Source organism: Roseateles sp., from assembly GCF_049240545.1.
Lineage (GTDB): Bacteria > Pseudomonadota > Gammaproteobacteria > Burkholderiales > Burkholderiaceae_C > Paucibacter_A.
The window spans coordinates 1-1,012 of record NZ_JBMLSK010000166.1 but is presented as its reverse complement, the minus strand read 5'-3'; the positions used below and the strand labels follow the sequence as shown (position 1 = coordinate 1,012).

The 1,012-nt window shown below is 65.6% G+C and carries 2 protein-coding genes; both read left to right on the top strand.

Translation table 11 applies throughout. The annotated features are described in order from the left end of the window. Positions 1 to 230 (top strand): S1 RNA-binding domain-containing protein (locus ACOVRJ_RS10810; protein WP_422043858.1); only part of this gene is annotated, 230 nt, incomplete at its 5' end. A gap of 5 nt (positions 231 to 235) precedes the next feature. Continuing rightward, a complete protein-coding gene (locus ACOVRJ_RS10805) occupies positions 236 to 586 on the top strand; it encodes an integration host factor subunit beta (RefSeq protein ID WP_422043382.1) in 351 nt (116 codons plus the stop codon). The last annotated feature ends 426 nt before the right edge of the window (positions 587 to 1,012 follow it).

The following is a 1,012-nucleotide window of genomic DNA, read 5'->3' as shown; positions in this document are numbered from 1 at the left end:
GCGTGGAAGACGCGCGCAACGTGCTGAAGGAAGGAGACGACGTCTCCGTGATGGTGATCAACGTGGACCGCAAGGCCCGCTCGATCCAGCTGTCCATCAAAGCCAAGGACGTGGCCGACCAGCAGGAAGCCATGCAGCGCCTGTCGCAGAACAACGAGCGCGAGAACGCCGGCACCACCAGCCTGGGCGCCCTGCTGCGCGCCAAGCTCGACAACAGCAACAACGGCTGACGTCCATGACCCGTTCGGATCTGGTGCTTCGTCTGGCCGAGCGGTTCGCGCAGCTCACGCAGCGCGACACCGAGTTCGCAGTCAAGACCATTCTCGATGCGATGTCCGACGCCCTGGCGCGCGGGCACCGCATTGAGATCCGCGGGTTTGGCAGCTTCTCGATCAGCCGTCGGCCGCCGCGTTTGGGGCGCAACCCCCGCAGCGGCGCGCAGGTGACCATCCCCGAGAAGCTGGTGCCCCACTTCAAGCCGGGCAAGGCCCTGCGCGAGGCGGTGGACGCGTTGCCGATGCCTCCGGAACAGGTGCCATCGCGCAAGCAGCCGGTGCTGTCGGACCTTCAGAGCCGCTCGCACTGAGCCTGTGGAAGTGCCCGAGAGGGCTTGGACGGGTCTGTCTGTACTTGCTGACAGGAAGACGTTGCTGCCGCCACCCACCAAGCCGTTCGCACTGAGCTTGTCGAAGTGCTCGCGAGGGCTTGGACGGGTCTGTACTGAGCGAAGCGCTTGCGGGGGCTTCGACAGGCTCAGCCCGAACGGGATTCTTTGCGATCGCGGGCTTCTTCGCGAAAGCCGGTTTCTTCCCGAGAGCCGGTTTCTTCCCGAGAGTCGGCCTCCGCGCGAGCGCCCACCGCAGCCATGGGGTGTGGAGGCTGACAGGAAGACGTTGCTGCCGCACCCGCCAAGCCGTTCGCACTGAGCCTGTCGAAGTGCCTGCGAGGGCTTGGACGGGTCTGTACTTGCTGACAGGAAGACGTTGCTGCCGCACCCACCAAGCCGTTCGCA

What these genes read in the sequence shown, in the direction of transcription:
- ACOVRJ_RS10805 (WP_422043382.1), top strand. Translation starts at nt 236, where the DNA reads ATGACCCGTTCGGATCTGGTGCTTCGTCTGGCCGAGCGGTTCGCGCAG.